The sequence below is a fragment of the Marisediminitalea sp. genome (assembly GCF_984433645.1).
Genome location: NZ_CFIDRX010000011.1, coordinates 1 through 20374 on the forward strand (window position 1 = coordinate 1; position 20374 = coordinate 20374).

Here is a 20374-nt window from a genome sequence, read left to right on the forward strand (position 1 = left end):
TTATCCGGATTGTATGATGATCTGCATAAAACCAAAGTGTGGGCAGACGTTTATTACCTGAAAGCTGAAGACGTACCTGACCTGGGTTCAACAGCAGTAGACGGCGTAATATTTGAAGATATTCCGGTGTATGCGCAAAAAGGCGACTTTCTGACTTCTGAGGCACTGTCGGGCACAGTGCGCGTTGAATACGAAATCAACGACGACTGGAAAATCTACAACATTACCCGATACGGTAAAACCGACAACGGTTATCTGGCTACCAGTGCTGGCGGGACAACCGGCTATGCCACTGAGGACGATGCCACCAACGGAACCAATGGTTACACCACTTTCACGTTTGGCACACATTCTAACTGGCAGGACGTCGAACACTTTGCCACCCAGTTAAACCTGTTCGGTAATGTCACCACTGGTGATATTGAGCACAAGCTGTTATTCAGCGCCGAATACGCCGATTACTCTGTACTGAACGGCCGCTATGCCGATACTGGTTCAGCGTCGGTCGCAAACTGTTGGGCTTCTGGCCGCGGCGGTGTTAGTAATACGTTCTGTGGCCTTGATGCCAGCGGTAATGCGGTGGCTGGTCTGAATACTGTTATCGACCGCTCAGCAGCCTACGAAGGCGACTTTACCGCAGACTACAGCTACGAAGTCAGTGCTGTGTCAGTCATGGATACCATCCAGTTAACCGAAGCGTTAATGGTGTTCGCTGGTATTCGTATCGACTCCTATGACTACAGCAACAACACGAATGGCCGCAACGGCGAAGCGCTATATGCCTTCGACGACACTCTGGTTAACGGCCACTTAGGTGTTGTGTATGAAGTCGTCGATGACATCAACCTTTACGCATCATACGGTACCGCGTCGAACATCAATGGCGGTGAGTCAGATGTGGGCGGTAACTGTGGTTACGGTGGTGTATGTACCGATTCAGACGGCAACGCAGCTGCGGATCCTGAAAATGTACAAAACATCGAAATCGGTACAAAGATGTCACTGATCGATGAGTCGTTGTTCGTTCAGATTGCGGCATTCAAGCTGACTAAAGATGACGTTATGGAAGGTTCAGGCCGCGGCTACGACGTAACCGGTGCACTGAACACAGGTAAGAACGAAGTGACCGGTGTTGAGGTAGCGGTAAATGGTCAGGTAACAGAAAACCTGAGCATCCAGATCAACGGTGCTGTAATGGATTCTGAAATTTTAGAATCTGCGTCCAGTCCGGACAGCGTAGGTTTGCCGCTGGCCTTGTTCGCCAACAAGAGCTTCTACGCTCAGGCCCGTTATCAGTTGACTGAAGACTTCGCCTTCGGTGGTGACTTCACTTACAAAGACAAAATGACCGGCGGCCAGCCTGACACAGGTTCAAACGGCCCGGAAGTCCCGTCTTACAGCCTGGTTAACCTGTTTGCGCTGTACAACATGACAGAAGACCTGACGGTTCGTGTAAACCTTGGCAACGTATTCGACAAAGAATACTATACCTCCACTTACCGAGCGCCGAAGTTTATGTACATCGGTGACCGTCAGTCACTGCGCGCCAACGTTACTTACCAATTCTAAGGATTACCACATGGTCTTGATCGAGAAACTGCTAACCAAAGATGAAGTTAACGCTTTTCGTCAGCATCTCGATCAAGTACCGTGGCTGGACGGTAAGGGCACGGCCATGGGTATGTCTGCCAGTGTTAAGGACAACGCCCAGGCCGATGCCAACGACGACACAGTGAAACAACTAGCCAATGCGTTATTGGCCAAATACGGCGAGACACCCAAGCTGGTGTCTGCGGTATTACCGCAAAAAATCTTTCCCCCCTGTTTTAACCGCTACACCAACGGCGAAACCTATGGGTTTCACGTAGACGGTGCCATTATGCGTATCCCCAATTCCCCGGAAGTATTGCGTTCAGACATGTCGATGACATTGTTCTTGTCAGAACCCAATGAATACGAAGGTGGCGAACTGGTTATTCAAACTGAGTTTGGCGAGCAGCGCGTAAAGCCTCAGGCTGGCGATGCGGTAACCTATCCGTCGAGTAGCTTACATAAAGTTACACCGGTCACCAGCGGTGTTCGTATTGCGGCAATTACCTGGATGCAAAGTCTGGTGTCAGACACCCATATCCGGGAAATCCTGTACGAGCTGGACCAGAACATTCAGCAATTGGCAAACAACGACAGCGTAGCAAGGGCACAGTTGGACAGTTTGCATCACGTCTACCACAACCTGATCCGCAAGCACGCACAGCTGTAAAGTCCCAGCCAGGCCTATTCACCTTTAGTCATGTTGTGCACCGCTATTCTGGTATCGCAGCATAATATTGATTATGCTTGGTAAATTACCCATTTACTTCAGCTTTTCAGTATCTGACTTTGCCCATGGAAGCGTTGATCCCGTCGTTATCTACCTTAATTGAAATTGCCGTTGCCCCGGTGTTTTTACTGGCGGGTATAGCCGGTTTTCTGAATGTGATGTCAGGGCGTCTGGGACGCATTACTGACCGGGTGCGTTCGGCAGAAAAAGAAATTGTCACAATATCCTCGGAACAGGAAAGCGGACGACTCAAGTCTGAAATCATTTTGCTGTGGAAGCGGGTGAAGTTAATCAACTGGGCAATTGGCTTTTGTACCGCCTCTGCATTTATGGTGTGTAGCGTGATCGTGAGCCTGTTTGCCGGTGAGTTATGGCAGGTAAAGCTCAATGTGTTGGTCATCACCTTATTTATTCTGGCAATGTTGCTACTTATCTTTGCACTGCTACTCTTCTTACTGGAAGTAAAATTAGCCACAGCCACTATTCGCGTGATCCGAACCGTGCGGTAGAAACAACATGAGGGAATGCCGGGTGCCCACCAACAGACTTATTGCCTTTTTCATTGCGGTGTTCACCCTGACGTGCAGTATGTCACTGCAAGCGCAACAAGACTGCCCTGATTCCTCAGTATTCACTCCAAACACATTCTACACTGCGGTTTACACCCACGAGCTGCAGCAACTTCAGCAAGCGCTACCGGCTACCGAATGTGTGACCAGAATGGTCCCGGAAGAAATGCAGCACTACGATGCCTTGCGTATTTACCTGTATTTGCAGGACGTTACCCTTTCCGCCCCCGCCGAATCTGCACAGCGGCTGCTAACCCAGCTATCGGTAAATGACAATATTGCGCAACTGGCCCTATACACCCAGTTGTTAGCCAAGTACGCCCTGCGCACCGACGATGTTAAGCAAGCGCTGGCACTCACACACCTGCTGACCAGTGAACTCCTTCCTCAGTTATCGGGTAAACCGCTGGCCGACGCCCAACTCGCGGTCGCCGACATTCATTTTAGAATAGGCTTCTTTCAGTCGGTGCGCGACCTGCTCACTCCGTTACTGATTCACGATGACAACAACCTGGCGCTTCAAGCCGCGGTCCACTTATGGCATACCCCTCGAGATGAAGCACAGCTGAGCGAAGTGCTGGCGCTGTTACGCAGCCCAAAAAGGCAATCGGTGAGCCATTCCGTTCAGGCCCGGGCCACCTTTGTGTTGGCGAAACAGGCCACCGAAGAAAACCAGATTCAGGTTGCTACAGACTATGCAGAGCAAGCCGTCGCCCATGCCGAACAGGCTGGCAATAATGCGCTTATACTCTCACTGCAACTCTATCTCGCTCAGCACGGCACGAATGCACAACGTGAATCAGCAATGACATGGTTAAGCACGTTACCAATCAACGCGATGGCCAGCGCCGATCAGCTAACGCTGACCACGTTAAACGCCAATCGCGCAAATGAAAATGGCGACTGGCAGGCAGCGTCAGCGTTTTACGAACAGGCGCAGGCCCTGAATCAAACGGTGTCACGTAACAAAGCGCTGGCACGGGAATATGCCAGCTTCCAATTAATTGAACAGGCCAAAGCACTTGAGTCGGCAAGACAACAAACGGCACTGCAAAACCTCAAGGTTGAAAAACAGTCGCAGCAGCAGCTTATTTATTTGCTGGCACTGGTATGTTCGTTACTCTGTCTGGCCATTCTGGTCCTGCTGTTTGTGCGTAAACACAAAGACGCAAAGCGCTTCGAACACCTGGCAAACACCGACGGCCTCACCCAGGTGTTGAACCGCCGTGCCGTTCAGGATTACGCCGAGCAGGTACGTAACGAATTTGCTCAAACCAATAAGCCCTTTGTACTGGCACTGGCCGATATTGACCATTTCAAATCGGTGAATGACACCTACGGCCATGATGCCGGTGATATTGTGCTTACCACCTTTGCTGAGCGCGCTAAATTACTGATACGTCAGCACGACGCAGTAGGCCGGTGGGGCGGTGAAGAGTGGCTGTTCGTGTTGCCCTCAACCGAACTCTCCGCCACCAACGGCTTGTTCGAACGACTGCGAAAGGCCGTCGCTGAAATCGACATTGGCACTCAAACCCTCAACGTCACGTTTAGTATGGGTGCGGTGCAGGCAGACGGGCAAACCGACGTGGCCAGCCTGATAAATCAAGCCGATGAACTGCTTTACAAAGCCAAGCGCAACGGCCGCGATCAGTTATGCACTAACGCCAGTTAACGCGTTCTTTTTCATGTTCTGTTAATGTTACTTAAAAGCTTTTTTCACAGTGCGTGACATAAGATGATCCCGAACGTTGAGATTGGAGACATCATTATGAAACGCATGGCTTGTTCACTTTCATTCGTAACACTGGCACTAACAGCGGCCAACGCTAGCGCAAATCAAATAACAGAAGACATGATCACTGACGCGCAGTCGCGCTGGGCTCAGGGCATTGTGTCCATTGGTGAGGCAAAACTGTCTAATCAAGACTACGCGGCCTACGCTAAGAAAATGATCAGCGAATTGTACGACTACGAAAAGTACGGCGTACTGTTTAAGCCAACCAAAGCAAAATCAGACCAGTTTCATGAAACTTTTGAGGAAGCCCATTCGTATTTCGTTACAGGCGTAGTAAATGAAGATAATGGCTTTGCCATTAATCCCTGGACCAATGTGCGTTTTGATAACCACGATATTCTGGTAATGGATGACATTGCTCTGGCTATGGGTAACTACTTTTTTACTACAATCAATAATGAAGAAGTGAAGGTTGAGTACACCTTTGGGTACCGACTGGACGAATCGGGCGATGTGAAGATAGTGCTGCATCACTCATCACTCCCTTTTAACGGGTAGCATTCAAACTGGCAGGCGCGGCGGCTTTTCAATGCCGTCGCCAGAATACCAAGTATGTATAAGAAAAAGCTTACGATATTCGCCATGGTCATGGCAACGCTGTTAGTTGCCACTTCAGCGCTGGTAGCCATATCGTCGTACACTACCCGCGCAAATCTGACACAAAATGCCATTGCGCAGTCTCTGCTTCAGGAGCACTTGTTGCTGTCCAGCGTGTCCTACCGTTTGTTTAAGCAACTCACCGATGAGCTTATTTTTGGCAAAGGCGCTAATCAGGCGGAAGTCCGCAATAAACGGAAAATCATCGAGTCCTCGCTACTGAAAATAAAAACGCTGGAAGCGCAACAACGCCAGGCGCTGGGTGAGCAGGTAACCAAAGGTTCGGTGGAAGATACCGAAGCCCTGGAGCAATTGCTCGACAGCATCATCAGCGATTTTCGTGTCATTATTGCCCAGTACAGCCAGGGCGACCTGAGCAAAGAGAGCCGAATTCAGTATTTACTCGAAGTCACCATAGACAACCAGTTTCGCGAGGCAATCAATGCAGCGGTGAATCGTCAGTCAAAGGTCGTCACCTATCTGGAGGCCAGGATTGATGCGACAAACCAATCTATTCTGGGTTACTCCATTCTGTTAGCTACGTTGTCTGTGCCCGTGGTCATTTACGGCTGTTACTGGCTGCTCGGTATTTTATACCAACCTCTGCAATCGATTCGGCTGGGGGCAGAAGCTGTGGCGAAGGGCAACTACGATTATCGCATTCCCCGCGGCTTCGACCAGGAGTTTGACGATATCGCCAGTGCGTTTAACACCATGGCCGACGCCTTAAATAACCAACAGCAACAAGAAAAGCAGTATCAGCAACAGTTGGAGTATGAAGTGGGGCAGCGCACCACGGCGTTAACCGAGGCGAACAATCAGCTTCGTCAAAACGAGTCTGCACGACGGGAGTTTCTGGCCGATATCAGCCATGAATTACGTACTCCCATTACCATTATTCGCGGAGAATCGCAGGTCACATTGCGGCAGAAGGCCGACAATGACACACTGCGGGAAACGCTGAGCATAGTGCTGGAGCAGTCGTTGGCGCTCAGTAAGCTGGTAGACGACTTACTGTTTATTGCGCGCACCGAAGCCGGTAAGTTGCGTATTGCGCCTGCCGCGCAAGACTTATCAACGTTTGTCTCCGATGTTGAGAAACGTGCCAGCAGCATGGTGACGGGGAAACCTGTCTATCTGACTGTAAGTGCAGAATTACAAGCGGAAACCGCGGTGTTTGACGATGAGCGAATTCGTCAGGTCCTGCTCATTTTACTCGACAATGCCATTGGACATTCACCAGACAAAGGTGAAATCGTCTTGTCAGTTTACGCAAACCCAGCAGCAATTCGTTTTACGGTGACTGATCAGGGCACCGGCATGGACGAGCAACACATCAAGCGCGTGTTTGAGCGATATTTCAGTGCGTCGGATTCACGTTCCGGCCAGGGTAACGGATTAGGATTAGCAATCGCCAAGGCGATTACCGATGCCCATCAGGGAACAATCAGCGCTCACAATGTCGAGCCTTCTGGCTGTTGTTTTACCGTCGAATTACCCAATACGAGGTCGTAAATGGCTACGCTGTTAATATTGGAAGATGAGCCTCAACTGGCCAGTTTTTTAACCCGTGGTTTAAATGCTGAGGGGCACCAGTGCCACCATGCCGCCACCCTAACTGAGATGGCCGACAAATTAAAATCGGTGTCACCGGATCTAGCTATCATCGACCGCATGATAGGCGCCGATGACAGCTTGTACAGCTTACCAACGTGGCGTAAACGCCACCCTGACTTGCTATTTCTGATGTTAACGGCGTTGGGCGATACCGAAGAGCGAATTGAAGGTCTGCGACACGGGGCCGATGACTATCTTGCCAAGCCGTTTGACTTCGACGAGCTGCTTGCCCGCATTGATGCGTTATTGAGAAGACGGCCTTCCAGTCAGTCCCAGACCGACAAAGTGCAATATCACCAGCTAACACTTGAGCCCGCAAAACAACGGGTGTGGTTACAAGCACAAGAACTTCAGCTCACCACACTGGAATTCCTGTTGCTTAAATTTTTTATAGAGCGCCCGGAAACCGTTTTGTCGCGAGAGCGGATCCTGAGTCAGGTATGGAGCACACAAAACGACCCGTTAACCAATGTTGTGGATGTCTATATCAATCGATTGCGCAAGAAGCTTGCTGAAAACGCCTCTCCCTCATCGCCCACAAAAACACCAGTCATTGAGACTATCCGCGGCAGGGGCTACCGTCTTATCCAACCCGCTGAATAGCGGCGGTCTACTTCGGCCGCCCCATAAAAAAGCCATTTTCGGCGCTAATTGAAAAGTAGTCACCCGGCCCGCCGGCACGCATGATCGGTTGTGCTTCTACCAGTTGAAACGCGCCGTCTTTTAGATGTGAATGGGCGATATGCACCGCAACCACTTGCCCGAATACAACCCAGGTATCCAACGACTGTTGTGCGGTATCGGTAAGCTGCACAATTTGTGTTAACTTGCATTCCATCGACACCGGACTGGCCTCCACGAAGGGCACGTTAACCTGGTGAGGTGCACCCTGATCAAGTCCTGCTAACTCAAACTCGCTGACATCTTCTGCTACCGGCTTACTGGTATTATTCATGGCTTCTGCCAGCGGCTGTGTCGCCATACTCCAGCAAAATTCGCCGGTTTCCTCGATGTTCTTCACGCTGTCTTTATAGCCCACGCTGGCGAAGCCGATGATAGGCGGTGCGTTGTTGAATGCATTGAAAAAACTGTAGGGCGCCAGGTTTGCTACACCGTTTAGGCTCTTAGAGGCTATCCAACCAATTGGGCGCGGCGCAATAATGGCTTTAAACGGGTCGTGAGGAAGTCCGTGCCCATTCGCCACCTGATAAGAATAAAACCGGTCTGACATCGTGTTTTCCTTAAGGGATTAGTGAACCCAGCCGTCGATGCAGTTGGTAGGCTCACCCAATTCGTTAATCTCGATAATGAAGTCGTCAATGAATTCAGCTTGCTCAGGGTTGGTGTCTTTGGCTTGTTGAAGCCAGAACAGGGCATCGGGTTTATTACCCTGACACCCTAAATAGTTACCATACCAGCGCTGGGCTTCAAATAACCCTTCTTCGGCCGCTTGCTTAAACAACGGCACACTCGCATCGCGATCCACTCTGGCTTTACCCTGTGCCAGCGCGAAGAGATTCTCAGCACTGGCTTCCTGTTGGTAAGCGAACTCATACAGCGTAACCGCCTTTTGATGATCTACCTGAATGTTGGGTAGATACACCATTTTCGCGTAATGGTAGCCGCCGGTACTTAAACCACGAGCCAGACCAACAATCTCAGCGACACTCAGGGTTTTGTAAGCTAACACCTGAGACCGAAAGAATGCCACGGCCTCCTGCTCGCTCACTGAACGGGCGCGCAAACCAAAAACCAAAGGCAGTGAAGTGAGTTCATCGACTGAAGGACCGACCAGATTTTGCTGCATGCCCGCAAACCACTGCTGTAAACCTTCCGGGTTACATTCACCGATATCGCGAAGCGTGTCATTCATCACCTGCTCAACCATGGCGTTTGACTGTTCAGCATCACCGAATTGCGCCTGCCATTGGTTAAACGTCATGCCGGTATGAATTCTTAGGTGGTAGTCGATAGCGGAATATTGTTGCGTGGTGTACGCAAAATCCACATCACAGCGCAGAGACATTTCACTGAACAACGACTCAGTAAGCGCAAGACGCCCCACCAGCGCAGCGTATTTCCGGGCAACGGCATGTTGTTCCGATTCCGCTATCGCCCGTATTGGCACTAACAACGCAGCAATCAGTATTAAGGCAACGACGCCGTTGCATATGCTGCACGTTAACCGACTCTCACTGTTATTCATTAATTGGCCTTGGCTAATTCATCCATCACTGCAAAGAGTACGTTTGCACCGACGCGAGAGACTTCTTTGTCATAAATATGTTCAACATTCACGCCTTCCTGACCACCGGCCAGATCGCTGATTGCGCGAATGATCACCCAGTCGACATCGTTGACGGTACACACCTGGCCAATTGCTGCTGACTCCATTTCAGTGACCTCAGCGTTGAATACCTCGCGGGTCCATTTGCGATATTCACGGTTATCTAAAAAGACTGAACCGGTTACGCCGTTGCCGCCTACATGTAATTTGGCTTGGCGCTGTTCAAGAATCATCTGTGCAGGCATGGCATTCATTGCTTTTTCCGCCGCGTCCAGCAGTCTGGCGCTGGCAGAGAAATACGCTGTATCCTGCGGTTTATCCATCCCGTCTTTTATGATCAACACTTCGTCAGGGTGAATAAAGGCAAACGGCTTGTAGTTCGGGTAATGTGGGTCTGCGGCCTTGCGTGCAGGCTGTTCCTGCATGAACTTCGCGTAGTATTCTGGTAATACTGACTGACCGGGATTAGCCGGGTCCGGATTGGCATACACACTTTCATCGTGATAGTACCAACGTGCCGGTACAATCACATCACCCGGTTGCCAGGCTGGATTAACTGCACCCGCAATGCCCATATACACCACTTGTTTCACCGGGAAATAATCCAGCGCCATCTGCATAGTCATCGACGCATTGGCAATGCTCATCCCGGTGGCAAACACTAAAATTGGCTGCTCATGATATTGCCCTAAGCGGTATTTAACGCCTTTGTAAGTCACCGTTGAGGTAATACTGGCATTCGGGTCTGCCTCAATGCGGCCTAATATACCTTCCATTTCTGGTGCATAGGCCACAACAACTGCTGTAAAGCCGTTTTCAGTATCTGTCACGTCAGCAAACTGCGGGCCATAAACAGGCGCGGTTGTTGACTGACACGCCGATATAACGAATACCATCACGCCCAGCCAAAGCACGCGTAAAGAACGGGAAGTTACTGCAACCATAAATGTCTCTTTCTAATTTAATTTTTGAGGAATGTGAAAAAGCGAACGGTTCTTTCTTTGCCACCTTAGAACCGTTATTGAGCCTAGCTTAACAGGTATACACAGAGCCTGTGAATTAGCATTACTCGTGACTCAATGTGCACTGGTCGAAAAAAATTTTCACTTTTTTACTTGAAAAGCCGTTGGCCGGTCACATATAGGAATTATCGGTGCTTAACAGTAAGGCCGATACAACCGCCGCCGAATTCGGGGCATAACTTTTTACATATTGCTTTATACAAGGATATGACTATGCGTACTATCGATCTATCTCCTCTTTACCGTTCATTCATTGGTTCTGACCACCTTGCATCATTAGTTGATGCTGCCAGCCGCGCGGAAAAACAAAGTTCTTATCCGCCCTACAACATTGAGTTGCTGGCTGAAGACAAATACCGAATTACTATGGCTATCGCCGGTTTTAGCAAAGATGACATCAACATTGTGGTGGAAGACAACACCCTGGTCATCAACAGCAACAAAACCGTCGATGCGAAAGACGCTCAGGAGCGTAAATTCCTGCACAAAGGCATCTCTGAGCGCAACTTTGAACGCAAATTCCAGTTGGGCGACCATGTAAAAGTACTTACTGCCGACCTGAAAAACGGCTTACTTCACGTCGACCTGGAAAGAGTGATCCCAGAAGCGAAGAAGCCTCGTAAAATAGAAATAGGCAGTCGATTATTCGATAACGAATAATCTACGACTCCCTGGTTTTCATGTGTTTCTCTCTTTAACGGCGCTTTACGCGCCGTTTTTTTTTGTGCCTGTCTTAAGGCTTGATTTGAGACGCTGGCGCTCCAGCGTCTCAGCTCGCTTTATTTAGCCATTAACTTTTCAGTCAGGTAGGTAAATTCCAGCGCAACCCGGCGTGCCGTTTCCTGCTGGTTTGCGGCCGCGGAGTGTCCGCCATCAATGTTTTCGTAGTACAGGAAAGGCTTCCCTGACGCTTCAAACAGTTTAGCCATTTTACGCGCATGGCCAGGGTGCACCCTGTCATCTTTAGTTGAAGTCACAAAGAAGGGCTCCGGGTACGCGGTTCCGGCATCGAAATTGTGGTATGGCGACATTGCTTCCAGCCATTCACGCTCTTCAGGCACATCAGGAGAGCCGTACTCGCCTACCCAGCTTGCGCCCGCTAGCAATAAATGGAAGCGCAGCATGTCCAGCAGGGGTACCTGTACAATTACCGCATTCCAGAGATCAGGACGCTGCGTCAGCATTACACCCATCAACAAGCCGCCGTTTGATCCGCCTTGTATGCCCAGATGCTCAGGCGACGTAAGTTTGTGGTCAATCAGCCATTCGCCCACAGCAATAAAGTCATCGTAGATAACCTGGCGTTTTGTTTTCAGGCCTGCCTGGTGCCACTTGGGTCCGAATTCACCGCCACCGCGAATATTGGCAAGCACAAATGCACCGCCTCGCTCCAGCCAGAGTTTGCCACGTAAACCGCTGTAGTTAGGACGCATAGAAATTTGGAAACCGCCGTAGCCGTACAATAAAGTCGGCGTTTTACCGTCGTGTTTGATGCCTTTCTTATGAATCACAAAGAAAGGGATCATAGTGCCGTCTTTGGATTCCACCTGCTTTTGCTCAACAACCAGATCATCGGCATCAAACCAGCTGGGCAGGCTTTTAAGCGTAGTCACCTTGCCGGTCGAGGCTGAGTAGCTCATTAGCGAGTCGGGCGTTAAAAACCCTTCATAATTAACGAACACGGTATCTTCATCGGGGTCGGCAAAAGACACCGACAGAGTGCCGTTTGCGGGCAGGTCCAGCTGCTTCGAGACCCAACCGCTTTGCCCTTTGGTAATGGCAAAGATTTTACCCACCACATTATCACTAAGGGTCATGAGAATTTGGCCCTTGGTCATAGAAACACCTTCAATGGCCTGGCGCGCATTCGGCTCAAACACCACTTCCGGTAACGTAGCCTGAGTAATCTCGCTGCTCACAACAAAAGGCATGGCTAACAGACTGCCGGTATTGTAGGTGGTGTCCACCCCATCTACCGTTACGGTCCAATCCTGTTTTACGGTAAAGAATAGCTGTTCTTCATACAAACCGACCAAATCAGACTGCGCTGGCAAAGGCAGCTGAACAACATCTGCGCCGGAAAAAATATAGTATTCACGAGTAAAGAAAGTGGGTGCGACTACCACCCCCTCGACCTTTGTGCCATCGTCCCTGTCCAGAGTAAAAGGAAAAGCGCCGACATCGGTTTTATTCGCAGAGAACAGAGTTTCAGCCTCTTCCAGTGGCGTACCGCGGGTCCAACGCTTTACTACCGACGGGTAACGGGATTCAGTGAGCGTGGAGCCGTCACCGCCCCAATCGGTTGTAACCAGCAACGTATTATAATCTATCCACTCCGCGCCGGATTTAGCTTCCGGCAGCATGAAGCCGTCATCCAGAAACTGCTTGGAGGACAGGTCAAACTCTCGCACGGTCACGGCATCTTTACCGCCATCAGACAAACTAACTAAACACTTGTAGTTCGCAATGTCTTTTGCGGTGTAACAATCTGCACCTTTGTACACCCAGTTTTTACCTTCCGCTTTAGCAAAGGCATCAAAATCGACAATAGTTTCCCACTCGGGTTGATCAGTGCCGTAACTTTCGAGTGTGGTTCTTCGCCACAAACCACGCACATTCGTCGCGTCCTGCCAGAAATTGTACACCTTGCCATTTCGAATACTGCCGTAGGGAATACGCTCTGATGCATTCACAATATCAAGCGCTTTTGCCTCCAAATCAGCGTAAACAGGATCAGCCTGCAGTTGTGCCAAAGTGCGGCTGTTTTGCCCTTTCACCCACGCCAGTGCCTGTTCGCCCTCAACCTCTTCCAACCAAAGGTAAGGGTCATCGGCTACTGCCTGACGCACCTCAGCAACGGGCTGTGTGGCTGGCGCTGTGTTAACGCTGGCATCTTGTGACGTGCAACCCAGTAAAGTCAGCAACACTATCGATGTTATCGACGACTTCCTTTTAAATTCCATTGTGTATTTCCTCATCCAGTGCGTTTAACCGCATCCTGTTATTCTTAACAAGCCGGTAGGCAGCCTGTTTATCTGTCGTATTTACCCCAACAAAAGCATACTACGTAATATTCGGTATGTACCTGTTTTACTAAAATAAGCCTGTGGGGTTGTAAAGTTCGCTGTGCATAAATAGAACGGAAGATTAGTCGCACCAGCCAGTCACTCAACACCGTAAACTGGTGCCTCTTCACAAAGGCTCTTATACTGCCCGATTTGCGACTTCACTGTTAAGGTTTGTTTCATGCCCGCATTCTTTCGAATCCTGCTTGGCACAATGTGCCTGCTCATTGTTTGCCTGGTATCGTCCACCACCAATGCCAGCACACCAGCTTATGCCCAGCCAGAAAAAGAACTCATGGTGCCGGTTGAAGGCGGGAAGGTCTATGTCAGACTCAATGGCTTGCAACACAAAGACGCCGTGCCTGTGATCTTCGTTCACGGCGGACCGGGCGGCACACACAATGGCTTTGCCGGTATGACTGAACTGGCTGATGACCGCATGGTCATCATGTACGACCAACTCGACAGTGGTAAGTCTGAACAACCCAATGACCCGGCAAACTGGCGGGTTGAACGGTTTGTGGAATCACTGGAAACCATTCGGCAGCACCTGAACATTGGCAAATGGCATGTTGTTGGACACAGTTGGGGCTCCGCACTGGCGCTGGAATACACTGCGAAATACCCGCAGCATACGGTGTCGACTGTGTTGGGCGGTACTTTTATCTCCACACCCCATTGGATTATGGACGCCAACCTGCTGGTAAAAGCAGCGCCCCAATCGGTTCAGGACACCCTTAGATTGTGCGAGTCTTCTGAGCCGCCAGAAGGCGACGTCTGCAGCGCGGCATACACCAAGCTCTATTCCGCTTATTACACCCGGGGCACACCGAGCAAAGCCAGGCTCGACTACTTCGAAAACGTGGGCGGCAATGGCTTTAATCCGGTTATTTACAATGCCATGTGGGGCCCGAGTGAATTTTCCTCCACCGGTGTATTAAAAGCCTATGATGCGACCCACTTACTGGCCGGGATCAACCCGCTAACAACGCTGTTTATGGTAGGTCAGTACGATTCAGCCCGCATCGATACCGTACAGGATTATCTGGCTTTAGCGCCTGGCGCAGAACTGGCGGTGGTGCCCGGCGGAGCCCATGGATTCTATGGCGATCGCCCGTTAATTACACTGGCTATTTTACGCAGTTGGCTAACCAGGAAAGACCCAACTACAGATTAACCTTTGAGCTGGTTTACTTTTCTGCGGGCAAAAAAAAGCAGGCTAGTGGATGAGAGCCTGCTGAAAGAGTCCTAGTAGAGTTAAGAGACTTCTATTAAGAACTACGTACAGGCTCAATGTACCCCAACCTCAAACCATTTGCAAATAATAATTATTATCATTTGCAAATAAATGAAGCATTTCTACTGTAATGCCTCGACCAATGCATCGATAACCAATCGAACTTTGGGCGAAAGGTGCCGAGTAGACGGATAAATCGCCCAGATGCCTTCATCGGCAATCTGGTAGCCCGGCATGACCTCAACCAATTCGCCAGAGTCCAGGTAAGGATTAACGTAATAGTCTGGCAGTTGCGCAATACCCAGGCCCTTTAACGCCGCATCAATAACAGCCACCCCACTGTTACAGCGCATTCTCGCCTTAACACGTACCAGTTCTGGTTTGCCCTGACGGGAAAACTTCCAGCTGTCCGACGTACCTAAAATACACTGATGCTTCGCTAGCTCAGAGATACTGTGTGGCGTACCAAATCTGGCTAAATAGTCCGGCGACGCCGCCATGTGCCAGGCCCGGCTGCTCAGTCGCCTTGCTATATAGGAAGAATCTTCCAACGTCCCCAGGCGAATGGCCAGGTCATAGCCATCGTGAATTAAATCCACCAGCTGATTGGTAAGGTGCAGATGAATTTCCAGTTCGGGATGCGCCTTGGCGATGTCGTTGATCACTGGTGCGATTATCCGTTCCCCGTAGGTAACCGGCGCCGTCATCATGAGTTTACCCGTGGGCTTTGCCTGTAAATCAGTGATCACGCGCTCGGCGGCGTTGAGCTCTTCCAGAATAGGCTGACAATGCCGGTAAAACGTCTCACCAGTGTCCGTTAACGCCACAACTCGCGTAGTGCGGTTTAGTAGCTTACTCCCCAGCCGGTTTTCCAGCTTCACTACCTGCCGGGAGACCTGTGCGGTCGACAAACCCAGGCGTTTTGCCGCCGCCGAAAAGCTCTGCAATTCAGCCACAGCAACAAATTCGTTGATACCTTCCCAATTCGCCATGCCAGCATTATTACCATGTAGTAAAAGTGATTTACTAAATATACCTATTGTTACTCAAAATAACACAACTACACTATTAGGTGTTATTTGTTAAACCACTTTTACCAAGGAATAAATTTGCATGTCTGACGTGATCACTTGTAAAGCCGCGGTTGCCTGGGAAGCCGGCAAGCCTCTAACGATAGAAGACGTACAGGTAGCGCCGCCTAAAGCAGGCGAAGTACGCGTAAAGCTGTTTGCAACCGGTGTATGTCACACCGATGCGTTTACCTTGTCAGGTGAAGACCCAGAAGGCATTTTCCCTGCCATTCTTGGCCACGAAGGCGGCGGCGTGGTGGAGTCTGTGGGTGAAGGCGTAACGTCACTTCAAGTTGGCGATCACGTGATCCCTCTTTATACCCCTGAGTGTGGCGAGTGTAAGTTCTGTAAATCTGGTAAAACCAACCTGTGCCAAAAAATTCGTGCAACCCAAGGCAAGGGCCTGATGCCAGATGGCACAACGCGCTTTTCAGTAAACGGCCAACCTATCTATCATTACATGGGCACCTCAACCTTTGCTGAATACACAGTATTGCCTGAAATCGCCGTAGCCAAAGTCAACAAAGACGCGCCGCTTGAGAAAATCTGCTTGTTGGGTTGTGGTGTTACCACCGGTATGGGTGCCGTGCAAAACACCGCAAAAGTAGAAGCGGGCAGTACCGTTGCTATTTTTGGACTGGGTGGCATTGGTCTGGCAGCCGTGATTGGTGCGCAGATGGCGGGGGCATCTCGCATTATCGGTGTTGACCTGAACACGGACAAATTCGAACTGGCTAAAAAGTTTGGTGCCACCGACTGTATTAACCCGAAAGATTTCGACAAGCCTATTCAGGACGTCATTGTTGAACTGACAGACGGTGGTGTTGATTACTCGTTCGAGTGTATCGGCAACGTCAATGTGATGCGTTCTGCTCTGGAATGCTGCCATAAAGGCTGGGGTGAGTCAGTTATCATCGGTGTAGCTGGAGCGGGTCAGGAAATCTCCACCCGTCCATTCCAACTGGTTACCGGTCGCGTATGGCGCGGCACTGCCTTTGGTGGCGTAAAAGGCCGTTCAGACTTACCACAGATTGTTGAAGACTACCTGGCAGGTAAATTCGAACTGGATGACTTCATTACCCACACCATGCCGCTTGAAAGCATCAATGAGGCGTTTGACCTGATGCATGAAGGCAAAAGCATTCGCAGCGTAATTCACTACAACAGTTAGTACTATGCGCCGCTATCACATTGACCCACACCCGATAGCGGCGTGTTTTTCCTGGAACTTGTTTATATGACCATAGAACACGTTAGCAGTAATAAGAGTTTTGGTGGATGGCACAAGCAATACTCCCATGCTTCCACGACGACGCATTGTGATATGCGTTTTGCCATTTACCTACCGCCGCAGTGCAGTAGTGGCGCCAAAGTCCCGGTTTTATACTGGCTGTCCGGCCTCACCTGCACAGACGAAAATTTCATGCAAAAAGCCGGCGCTCAGCGTATCGCTGCAGAGCTAGGGATTGCCATTGTAGCGCCTGACACCTCACCACGAGGAGAGAACGTTGCCAATGATGACGGCTACGATCTGGGACAAGGTGCAGGCTTCTACCTGAACGCGACACAGGCCCCTTGGTCTGCGCATTTCCACATGTATGATTATGTGGTGAATGAACTTCCGGCGTTAATTGAAGCCCACTTTCCGGTTACCCAACAACGCGCCATTAGCGGCCATTCCATGGGGGGCCACGGCGCACTGACTATTGCACTGAAAAACCCGCAGCTGTTCGCCAGCGCCAGTGCGTTCAGCCCGATTTGTCACCCCACCCAATGCCCGTGGGGGCGAAAAGCGTTTACCGCTTACCTCGGAGAAGACCAGAGCACCTGGCTGCAATACGACACCGTACACCTCATCTCACAAAACCGTGAGTCTGTACCTATGCTGGTAGATCAAGGTCTTGATGATAATTTCCTGAAAGAGCAGCTCATGCCGTCTGCGTTAGCTGAAGCTGTGAAACAGACAGATTATCCGCTGGTGCTTCGCCAACACGAAGGCTACGATCACAGCTATTATTTCATTGCTTCCTTCATAGAAGACCATCTTCGTTTCCACGCCAAACAACTGGCTGAATAATACACTGTACACGTAGCGCGCTGATTGTGCGTTACGTGGACGGTTCCCCCGAATTTATCGGGTAATTCCTACTCTCCACCGAAACCTGCATCCACGCGCCTGAGTTAAGCGTATTATATGCAGTCCGATAAAATGAATGATCAAAGTAATGAATAACACACATACTGCCCTTTTTAGCCTGATTGTCCTTTCTTCGCCTTCTGTTTTTGCGGATGGCCCCGACTTCGAGCGCATGGTGGTATATGGCCGTCAAAGTGATTTGATTGGTGATTCTATTTCTGCGTCAGAAGGCGTCATTGGCTACGGCGACATAGAAATCCGCCCTATTGCCCGGGCTGGCGAAATTCTCGAATTTGTGCCCGGCATGGTAGTCACGCAACACAGTGGCTCAGGCAAAGCGAACCAGTACTTTCTGCGGGGGTTTAATTTAGACCACGGCACTGATTTCAGTATTCTGGTAGACGGCATGCCGGTTAACATGCGCAGCCATGGGCATGGACAGGGCTACAGCGACCTGAATTTTATTACGCCGGAGTTTATTCAGCGTATCGATTATCAAAAGGGGCCGTACCGGGCTATTCAGGGCGATTTTTCATTGGCCGGTAGTGCTAACTTCGCGCTGACCTCCAAATTCGAACAACCGTTTGTAAAATTTGAACTGGGTGAATACGGCTACCAACGCGCCGTGGCGGCCACCAATTTTACCCAAGACAACAGTAACCTGGCTGTTGGCGCAGAGTGGCAGGGTTATGACGGTCCCTGGACGGATATCAACGAGGATATCAACAAAAAGAATCTGCTTGTTCGCTATCAGCACAGTAATGACGACAGCCTGCTGCGCGTTACTTTCATGGGCTACGACAACAGCTGGAATTCTGCAGACCAAATTCCTGCCCGCGCGGTAGCATCAGGCCTCATTGACGAATTTGGTTCGCTGGATAACGGCCTGGGCGGCGACTCGTCCCGCTACAGCCTGTCAATGAACTGGCAGAACAGCCAATGGGTGGTGAACGCCTACAGCATTAAAAGTCAGTTAAACCTGTTCTCAAACTTTACCTACCTACTGGACAACCCCGAACAGGGAGACCAGTTTGAACAACTCGACGAGCGCATTCTCAGCGGCGGCTCGGTCACCTATATCCAGTCGACTAAAATCGGTAATCTGCACGCACACCATATGGCCGGCGTTGAATACCGACAGGATGACATCAGTGATATTGGTCTGTTCAACACCGCAAATCGCGAACGAATTGGTACGGTGCGCCGGGACGATATTAACGAACAGTCTGTAGCCGCGTATTACGAGCTCAACCTGGACATTACCGACAACCTGCCTGTCCATATAGGTGTGCGACACGACACGCTGTGGGCAGACGTAAACAGCGACCTCGCGGCCAACAGTGGCTCAGAACGGGATAGTCTGCTAAGTGTAAAAGGTGGCCTGAGCTACATTATTAACGATGCATGGCAGGTCTATGCCAATGCCGGACAATCCTTTCATTCCAATGACGCAAGAGGCGCTGTAATCAGTGTCGACCCGGTCACCCTGGAGCCGGCCACGCCGGTTGATTTACTGGTTCGCGGCGTGGGCAGTGAAATCGGTATCCGGGTAGCCAAATACCGGTACTACAACGCCTCTTTGGCCGTTTGGCAGTTGCGTAACGATTCCGAGCTGGTCTTTGTAGGAGATGCGGGAAATACCGAGGCAAGTCGGGCGTCAAAACGGTGGGGCGCGGAATTCTCTGGTTACTACTGGTTTAACAGCAATCTGACTGCCGATGTTGAACTTGCCTGGACGCAAGGCCGGTTCACTCAGGACGAAGAGGGAGAAGGCAACTACATCGACGGTAGCGTGCCGTTCGTTGCCAGCCTGGGCCTGAACTGGCAGGCTACAGACACCATCAGAACCGGTCTCCGTGTGCGTCATTTCGGAAAGCGTACATTAGACAGCACGAAATCCCGCCAATCAGACACGTTCACGGTCGTAAACGCTAATCTGGCCTACGAACTGGACAACTGGAAGGCTGAACTCACCTTATTAAACCTGTTCGACAGCCGCGATCACGACATTGATTACTGGTACGCCAGTCGTTTATCTGGCGAACCTGAGGATGGCGTTGAAGACAACCATTACCACCCCATTGAACCCCGTGCCGTTCGCGCCGGGATCACTTACCGGTTTTAATGCAGCTAAAAATGTCGCTAGCCATACTGGCTAGCGACACAGCGACATAAAAACACTGGAGGTTGTGGGTCGTTCTTGCTGCCAGTTATTTCTCTTTATATCGCTGAAAACAACACATCAATGCCAACAAGCAACCCGACACCAATGAGAAAACAATATAAATTTGGATCTGTAAGTAAGCCTTTCACACGGAATTCGCTAGCGTGCTTAGTAAACACGGGTTTATGTGTAACCATGCTCTTCTCCATGACCTGTCAATGTTAACAATCTGTTACAATTCCATACTAGCCACGCTAAAATCGCACGCCAATTAGTCAATAGTTTAAATAGTCCATTGCGAGCCAACCAAAGAGAAAACGCTAGTTACCGCGCTAAATAACTGACATATCGCCTAAAACTATTAAAGTCGGAGAAAAGAAGAAGCCCTATTGCCGAAGTAACCTGTGAAAATGAAAGTGATTTTGACTTAGCATATTCTGCTGCTGCCGACCCAGCGTCGCAATTTTCCGCTGCCAGAGCGCGTTTTTTCG

17 protein-coding genes are annotated in these 20374 nt (G+C 50.2%); 12 read left to right on the forward strand and 5 right to left on the reverse strand.

Translation table 11 applies throughout. From position 1 onward, the window contains the following. The 7 genes from AC4MRN_RS02865 to AC4MRN_RS02895 all read left to right on the forward strand — a co-directional run. Positions 1-1569, forward strand: a 1569-nt coding sequence (locus tag AC4MRN_RS02865) for a TonB-dependent receptor (RefSeq protein ID WP_491202457.1), incomplete at its 5' end; no start/stop codon positions are given. A gap of 10 nt (positions 1570-1579) precedes the next feature. Beyond that, positions 1580-2260, forward strand: coding sequence for a Fe2+-dependent dioxygenase (locus AC4MRN_RS02870; protein WP_491202458.1), 681 nt, complete (start codon positions 1580-1582; stop codon positions 2258-2260). A gap of 125 nt (positions 2261-2385) precedes the next feature. After that, positions 2386-2829 (forward strand): DUF2721 domain-containing protein, encoded by a 444-nt coding sequence (locus tag AC4MRN_RS02875; protein WP_491202459.1) that lies wholly within the window; start codon positions 2386-2388, stop codon positions 2827-2829. A gap of 22 nt (positions 2830-2851) precedes the next feature. Beyond that, positions 2852-4564, forward strand: coding sequence for a GGDEF domain-containing protein (locus tag AC4MRN_RS02880; protein WP_491202460.1), 1713 nt, complete (start codon positions 2852-2854; stop codon positions 4562-4564). Positions 4565-4627: 63 nt separating this feature from the next. Then, positions 4628-5185, forward strand: coding sequence for a metal-independent carbonic anhydrase family protein (locus AC4MRN_RS02885; RefSeq protein ID WP_491202461.1), 558 nt, complete (start codon positions 4628-4630; stop codon positions 5183-5185). 54 nt (positions 5186-5239) lie between these two features. Continuing rightward, complete coding sequence (locus AC4MRN_RS02890; protein WP_490403610.1) at positions 5240-6799, forward strand: sensor histidine kinase; 1560 nt, start codon at positions 5240-5242, stop codon at positions 6797-6799. Further along, entirely contained in the window at positions 6800-7504 is a 705-nt protein-coding gene (locus AC4MRN_RS02895; RefSeq protein ID WP_491202462.1) for a response regulator transcription factor, read from the forward strand. A gap of 7 nt (positions 7505-7511) precedes the next feature. Here AC4MRN_RS02895 and AC4MRN_RS02900 read toward each other — a convergent pair whose 3' ends face one another. From AC4MRN_RS02900 to AC4MRN_RS02910, 3 genes are read right to left on the reverse strand one after another with little or no spacing between them, the layout of a single operon-like run. After that, positions 7512-8132, reverse strand: coding sequence for a flavin reductase family protein (locus AC4MRN_RS02900; protein ID WP_491202463.1), 621 nt, complete (start codon positions 8130-8132; stop codon positions 7512-7514). Positions 8133-8150: 18 nt separating this feature from the next. Next, positions 8151-9107 (reverse strand): hypothetical protein, encoded by a 957-nt coding sequence (locus AC4MRN_RS02905; protein ID WP_491202464.1) that lies wholly within the window; start codon positions 9105-9107, stop codon positions 8151-8153. Further along, a complete protein-coding gene (locus tag AC4MRN_RS02910; protein WP_073317559.1) occupies positions 9107-10132 on the reverse strand; it encodes a 5'-methylthioadenosine/S-adenosylhomocysteine nucleosidase family protein in 1026 nt (341 codons plus the stop codon). The genes AC4MRN_RS02905 and AC4MRN_RS02910 overlap by 1 nt, the downstream gene beginning before the upstream one ends. Positions 10133-10423: 291 nt before the next feature. Here AC4MRN_RS02910 and AC4MRN_RS02915 point away from each other — a divergent pair, with 291 nt between their 5' ends. After that, positions 10424-10870 (forward strand): Hsp20 family protein, encoded by a 447-nt coding sequence (locus AC4MRN_RS02915; protein ID WP_491202465.1) that lies wholly within the window; start codon positions 10424-10426, stop codon positions 10868-10870. Between the two features lie 119 nt (positions 10871-10989). On the opposite strand, the gene AC4MRN_RS02920 is transcribed toward AC4MRN_RS02915, so the two are convergent. Beyond that, complete coding sequence (locus AC4MRN_RS02920; RefSeq protein ID WP_491202466.1) at positions 10990-13173, reverse strand: prolyl oligopeptidase family serine peptidase; 2184 nt, start codon at positions 13171-13173, stop codon at positions 10990-10992. 283 nt (positions 13174-13456) lie between these two features. On the opposite strand from AC4MRN_RS02920, the gene AC4MRN_RS02925 reads away from it, so the two are divergent. Beyond that, positions 13457-14452 carry a proline iminopeptidase-family hydrolase gene (locus AC4MRN_RS02925; RefSeq protein WP_491202467.1) on the forward strand — a complete coding sequence of 332 codons (996 nt, stop codon included), beginning with the start codon at positions 13457-13459 and terminating at the stop codon, positions 14450-14452. 182 nt (positions 14453-14634) lie between these two features. On the opposite strand, the gene AC4MRN_RS02930 is transcribed toward AC4MRN_RS02925, so the two are convergent. Continuing rightward, a complete protein-coding gene (locus AC4MRN_RS02930) occupies positions 14635-15504 on the reverse strand; it encodes a LysR family transcriptional regulator (RefSeq protein ID WP_073317571.1) in 870 nt (289 codons plus the stop codon). 121 nt (positions 15505-15625) lie between these two features. On the opposite strand from AC4MRN_RS02930, the gene AC4MRN_RS02935 reads away from it, so the two are divergent. The 3 genes from AC4MRN_RS02935 (at position 15626) to AC4MRN_RS02945 (ending at position 19844) form a co-directional block, all read left to right on the forward strand. Continuing rightward, positions 15626-16753: an S-(hydroxymethyl)glutathione dehydrogenase/class III alcohol dehydrogenase gene (locus AC4MRN_RS02935; RefSeq protein WP_073317574.1), complete on the forward strand. Its 1128-nt coding sequence runs from the start codon at positions 15626-15628 to the stop codon at positions 16751-16753. Between the two features lie 66 nt (positions 16754-16819). Further along, positions 16820-17659 (forward strand): S-formylglutathione hydrolase, encoded by an 840-nt coding sequence (fghA, locus tag AC4MRN_RS02940; RefSeq protein WP_490402690.1) that lies wholly within the window; start codon positions 16820-16822, stop codon positions 17657-17659. Positions 17660-17807: 148 nt separating this feature from the next. Beyond that, a complete protein-coding gene (locus tag AC4MRN_RS02945; RefSeq protein WP_491202468.1) occupies positions 17808-19844 on the forward strand; it encodes a TonB-dependent receptor in 2037 nt (678 codons plus the stop codon). The last annotated feature ends 530 nt before the right edge of the window (positions 19845-20374 follow it).